The sequence below is a fragment of the Blastococcus sp. CT_GayMR20 genome (assembly GCF_004570345.1).
The window spans coordinates 1-5,463 of record NZ_SPQM01000222.1 but is presented as its reverse complement, the minus strand read 5'-3'; the positions used below and the strand labels follow the sequence as shown (position 1 = coordinate 5,463).

General features: G+C 72.8%; 5 protein-coding genes and 1 pseudogene. 5 read left to right on the top strand and 1 reads right to left on the bottom strand.

What is annotated here, in order from left to right; all coding sequences use genetic code 11:
• On the top strand, positions 1-1,513 hold a 1,513-nt coding region (locus E4P40_RS25955), incomplete at its 5' end, for an APC family permease (protein ID WP_348519656.1).
• Here the strand turns inward: E4P40_RS25955 and E4P40_RS25950 are convergent.
• A complete protein-coding gene (locus E4P40_RS25950; RefSeq protein ID WP_209305525.1) occupies positions 1,510-2,088 on the bottom strand; it encodes a YdeI/OmpD-associated family protein in 579 nt (192 codons plus the stop codon). The two genes, E4P40_RS25955 and E4P40_RS25950, sit on opposite strands and share 4 nt — an antisense overlap.
• 100 nt (positions 2,089-2,188) lie before the next feature.
• Between E4P40_RS25950 and E4P40_RS25945 the strand changes: the two genes are divergently transcribed.
• From E4P40_RS25945 to E4P40_RS25930, 4 genes and pseudogenes are all read left to right on the top strand, one after another.
• Positions 2,189-2,929, top strand: a complete 741-nt coding sequence (locus E4P40_RS25945) for a histidine phosphatase family protein (protein ID WP_135161202.1) — start codon at positions 2,189-2,191, stop codon at positions 2,927-2,929.
• On the top strand, positions 2,910-3,800 hold the full coding sequence (locus tag E4P40_RS25940) for an NAD(P)H-hydrate dehydratase (protein WP_135161201.1): 891 nt from the start codon (positions 2,910-2,912) through the stop codon (positions 3,798-3,800). The genes E4P40_RS25945 and E4P40_RS25940 overlap by 20 nt, the downstream gene beginning before the upstream one ends.
• Before the next feature lie 45 nt (positions 3,801-3,845).
• On the top strand, positions 3,846-5,195 hold the full coding sequence (gene gdhA, locus E4P40_RS25935; protein WP_209305524.1) for an NADP-specific glutamate dehydrogenase: 1,350 nt from the start codon (positions 3,846-3,848) through the stop codon (positions 5,193-5,195).
• A gap of 17 nt (positions 5,196-5,212) precedes the next feature.
• A pseudogene (locus E4P40_RS25930) lies at positions 5,213-5,463 on the top strand (gamma carbonic anhydrase family protein); the annotation flags it as partial.

Here is a 5,463-nt window from a genome sequence, read left to right as displayed (position 1 = left end):
GGCTGATTTGCCCCCTGCCGTTCCGGGTGGCAGAACCGACCGGGTGAGCGCCCCCGGCACGTCCGTCCAGCCGCCCGCCGAGGCCACCCTGCGGCCGGACGCCGTCGGGTTCCTCGACGCGCTGGTCATCGGTCTCGCCGCGACCTCGCCGGCCTACTCGCTGGCCGCCGTCCTCGGGCCGGTCGTCGCGCTCGTGGGTGTGCACGCGCCGGGCGTCCTGCTGGCGTCCTTCGTGCCGATGCTGCTGATCGCCGGGGCATTCGCCGCGCTCAACCGCGCCGATCCCGACTGCGGGACGACGTTCAGCTGGGTCACCCGGGCGATGGGGCCGTGGGCCGGCTGGATCGGCGGCTGGGCCATCACGATGACCGGCGTCCTGGTCCTCGGCTCTCTCGCGGAGGTCGGGGTCCGGTTCACGTTGCTCGCCGCCGGGCTCGACGGCTGGACGGAGTCGCCGCTCGCCGTCCCCGTCCTGACCGTGGCGCTGATCGTGCTGATGGCCTGGATCTGCGTGCGCGGGACGGAGTTGTCGGCCCGGCTGCAGAACGGGCTGATCCTCGCGCAGACGGTCGCGCTGGCCGTGTTCGCGGGGGTGGCGATCTCCCGCGGCGTCGCCGGTGACAGCCCGTTCGACGCGCTGACGCCGTCCTGGCGATGGCTGGACCCCTTCGGCGCCGGAGGAGCGGCCCTGACCGGCGGCCTGCTGCTCGGGGTCTTCGCCTACTGGGGATGGGAGTCGGCGGTCAACCTGACCGAGGAGACGACGAACTCCCGGACGGCGCCGGGACGGGCCGCGGTGCTGTCCACCGTGGTCCTGCTGCTGACCTACCTCGCGGTCGGGACGGCGGTCGTCTCCTTCGCAGGCACCGACTGGCTGGCCGGCAACGCCGACGAGGAGGAGGCGGTCTTCGCGCTGCTGTCGTCGGAGGCGCTCGGCGGCTGGGACTGGGTGGTCCTGCTCGCGGTCGCGACGTCGGCCATCGCGTCCACCCAGACGACGATCATCCCGGCGTCGCGGACGGGCCTGTCGATGGCACGGCGGGCCGCGCTGCCCCGCCGGTTCGCCTCGATCTCGCCCCTGCACCGCACGCCGGACGTCTCCACGTGGTGGGTCGCCGTCGTCGGCATCGCCTGGTACCTGGGGGTCGGCCTGGTCAGCGAGAACGCGCTGTACGACTCGATCACCGGGCTGTCGCTGCTGATCGCGCTCTACTACGCGCTCACCGGCCTCGCGTGCGCCGTGTACTTCCGCCGGAGGCTGCTGCGCAGCGTGCGGGACTTCCTGCTGCTCGGCGTCGGCCCGTTCACGGGTGCGGCGATGCTCGCCTGGCTGCTCGTCCTGTCGGTACGCGACCTCGCCGACGCTGAGAACTCCTACACCGGGCAGGCGTGGTTCGGGGTCGGTCCACCACTGGTGATCGGGGTCGGCGTGATGCTCGCCGGCGTCGTCCTGATGCTCTGGTGGCGCTCCCGCGACGCCGCGTTCTGGCGGGAGAAGCCCACCGCGGACTAGTGGATGCGCCGGTCCTCGGCCAGCATCTGCACGGCCGCCGCGATCCGCTTCGCCCGCGTCGCCGGGGTGCCGGCGGTGTGCACCCGCCAGAGGACGGCGTAGCGGTTGGTGCCGTCCAGGGCGTCGTACGCCGCCCGGGCCGCGGGCTCGGCGTCCAGCGCCGCCGCGAGGTCGTCCGGCAGCGTGACGGTGGCCGGCCCGGCGTAGGCGCGCTCCCACCGCCCGTCGGCCTTCGCGGCCTCGACCGCGGCGAGACCGGCCGGGCGCATCCGGCCCCCGGCGATCAGCCGCTCCACGGTCGCGACGTTCTTCTGCGACCACACGCTCTTCCGGCGCCGCGGCGTGACCCGCTGCAGGTAGAAGGAGTCGTCGAGCCGGTTGGCCCGGCCGTCGATCCAGCCGAAGCAGAGCAGGACCTCGACCATCTGCTCCCAGTTGATCGACGGGATCCCCGAACCCTTCTTCGCCAGCTTGACGTACAGCCCCGGCGCGGTCTCGTGCTCCGCCTCGAGCCAGGCCTCGAGCGCGGCCTGGTCAGGGAAGGGGAGCACCGGCAGGTCGGTGGGAAGCGTCACGGGTTCATCCTGCCGTCGGGTGGTGACGGTTTCGGGGCTCCCTTGCGCGGCTACCGCCGTCCGGGGGAACCGCAGGGTGCGGTACGGACGGGAGTGCCACATGAGCGACCGGGAACCCGCCCCCTCCGTGGTGTGGCTGGTGCGGCACGGCGAGAGCATCGGCAACGTCGCCGACGCGCACGCCCAGAAGGCGGGTGCCGGCCGGCTCGAGCTGGACGTCCGCGACCCCGACGTCCCCCTGTCCGACACCGGCCGGGCGCAGGCCGAGGCGCTGGGCCGGCACCTCGCCTCCCTGCCCGAGGACGAGCGGCCGACCGCCGTCCTCAGCTCGCCGTTCGCGCGGGCGCTGACGACGGCACAGCTGGCCACCGCCGGGCTCGACGTGCGGGTGCGCACCGACGAACGGCTGCGCGAGCGCGACTTCGGCGCCTTCGACGGCATGACCGGGGCCGGCATCCGCGAGCAGTTCCCCGACGAGGCGGGGCGGCGTGACCTGCTGGGCAAGTTCTACTACCGGCCGCCGGGCGGCGAGAGCTGGGCCGACGTCGCCCTGCGGATCCGCAGCCTCCTCGCCACCGAGGCCCTCCGGCACGACTGCGAGCGGCTGCTCGTCGTCGCGCACCAGGCCGTGATCATGGTCTTCCGGTACGTGCTGGAGGAGCTGACCGAGCAGCAGCTCCTCGCCGTCGACAAGGAGCAGCAGGTCGCCAACGCCTCGCTGACCCGGTACGAGCTGAACGGCGGGGGCGACCTCGAGCTGGTGTCGTTCAACGACGTCGACCACCTGGTCGAGCGGGACGAGGAAGTCACCGAGGAACCCGATGCCGCGCAGCACCCCTGACCCGACGCTGGTCACCCCCGAGGTGCTGCGGAGCTGGCAGCTGCCCGAGCCGACCGGCGGGAAGAACGCCCGCGGCTCGATCCTGGTGATCGGCGGGAGCACCGAGACCCTCGGCGCCGTGCTGCTCGCCGCGGAGGCGGCGATGCGGGCCGGCGCCGGGAAGCTGCAGGTGGCGACCGTCGCCTCGCTGGCCCCGTTCGCCGCCGCCGCGCTGCCCGAGGCACTGGTGCGGGCGCTCCCGGAGACCGACGGCGGGGCGATCAGTGCCGGCGGGGCCGACGTCGTCCGTGACCTGGCCGAGGCGGCGGCCGCCGTGCTGCTCGGGCCGGGCATGACCGACGTCGAGGAGACGCAGGCGTTCGGCGAGCGGCTGCTGCCCCACCTGGAGGGGCCGCTGGCCCTCGACGCGCTGGGCCTGGCCTGCGTCACCGCCGACGAGACCTGCCTGCTCCACTTGGAGGGGCGGGCGGTGCTCACGCCGAACCCCACGGAGATCGCCCGCTCGCTGCACGTCGAGGACGACCAGGTCGAGCAGGACCCGGCGGCCGCCACGCTCGACCTGGCCGGCCGGACGCAGGCCGTGGTGGGTCTCGGCGGGGCGACGTCCTGGATCGCGACCCCGGACGGGCAGCTGTGGAAGGACGTGAGCGGCAACGCGGGCCTGGGCGTCTCGGGCTCGGGCGACGTCCGGGCGGGGATCACCGGCGGGCTGCTGGCCCGCGGCGCCGATCCCGCGCAGGCGGCCGTCTGGGCGGCCTTCGTGCACGGCCGCTGCGGTGAGCGGCTGGCGTCGTCCGTGGGCCGGCTCGGCTTCCTCGCCCGCGAGCTGCCGGCGGAGGTCCCCCGGGCCCTCGGCGAGGTCGCCGGCTGACCGGCTGCGAGACTGCGGGGACCATCCACAACGAGGAGGACCCGCGTGCACGTGGACGTGCCTGCGAAGGTGCAGGAGATCTACGCGGAGGTGCTGCGGCGCAATCCGGGCGAGCAGGAGTTCCACCAGGCCGTCCGCGAGGTGCTGGAGTCGCTGGCCGTCGTCCTGGGGCGGCACAGCGAGTACGCCGAGATGAAGACCATCGAGCGCATCTGCGAGCCCGAGCGCCAGATCATCTTCCGCGTCCCGTGGCAGGACGACGCCGGCGAGGTGCAGATCAACCGCGGTTTCCGCGTGGAGTTCAACTCGGCGCTCGGCCCGTACAAGGGCGGCCTGCGCTTCCATCCCTCGGTCAACCTGGGGATCGTCAAGTTCCTCGGGTTCGAGCAGGTGTTCAAGAACGCCCTGACCGGCATGCCCATCGGGGGCGGCAAGGGCGGGTCGGACTTCGACCCCAAGGGCCGGTCCGACGCCGAGGTGATGCGCTTCTGCCAGTCGTTCATGACCGAGCTCTACCGCCACATCGGGGAGTACACCGATGTCCCGGCCGGTGACATCGGCGTGGGCGCCAGGGAGATCGGCTACCTGTTCGGCCAGTACAAGAGGATCACCAATCGCTACGAGTCCGGCGTCCTCACCGGCAAGGGTCTGGGCTGGGGTGGAGCGCTGGTCCGCACCGAGGCCACGGGGTACGGCGCCGCGTTCTTCGCCGAGGCCATGATGGCCGCCGCCGGTGATTCCTTCGAGGGCAAGCGGGTCGTGATCAGCGGCTCGGGGAACGTCGCGGTCTACGGCATCGAGAAGGTGCACCAGCTCGGCGGGACCGTCGTCGCCTGCTCCGACTCCGCCGGGTACGTCGTCGACGAGGACGGCATCGACCTCGAGGTGCTCAAGCAGGTCAAGGAGGTGGAGCGGGGACGCATCGCCGACTACGCCGACCGGGTGGGCTCCGCCTCCTACGTCGACGGCGGCAGCATCTGGGACGTGCCGTGCGAGGTCGCCGTCCCCAGTGCGACGCAGAACGAGCTGGACGGCGCCGCGGCGGAGGTCCTGATCGGCAACGGCTGCCGGTACGTGGTGGAGGGCGCGAACATGCCCGCGACTCCCGATGCGGTCGCGCTCTTCCGGAAGGCGGGCATCCGGTTCGCTCCCGGGAAGGCCGCCAACGCCGGAGGGGTGGCGACCTCGGCTCTGGAGATGCAGCAGAACGCCTCGCGGGACCGGTGGACGTTCGAGCACAGCGAGGCCAAGCTCGCCGAGATCATGCGCGGCATCCACACCCGCTGCCACGAGACCGCGGAGGAGTACGGCTCCCCGGGTGACCTGGTCCTGGGCGCGAACGTGGCCGGCTTCCTCGAGGTCGCCGAGGCCGTGCATGCGCACGGCCTGATCTGAGACGGTAAGAAGAACGCGTGGCCGACAACTACATCGCCCAACTGCCCTTCGGAGCGCCGAAGATCGACGACGAGGCGTTCGTCGCCCCGACCGCGGTGGTCGTCGGTGCGGTCACGATGGGGCCGCGGGCGAGCATCTGGTACGGCGCCGTCGCGCGCGCCGATCACGAGACCATCGAGATCGGCGAGGGGTCGAACGTCCAGGACGGCTGCACCCTGCACTCCGACCCCGGATTCCCGCTGGTCGTCGGCCGCAACGTCACCGTCGG

Bases quoted from the DNA above. Each gene is read 5' to 3' on its own strand.
- E4P40_RS25945 (WP_135161202.1), top strand. From the start codon at position 2,189: ATGAGCGACCGGGAACCCGCCCCCTCCGTGGTGTGGCTGGTGCGGCAC.
- E4P40_RS25940 (WP_135161201.1), top strand. From the start codon at position 2,910: ATGCCGCGCAGCACCCCTGACCCGACGCTGGTCACCCCCGAGGTGCTG.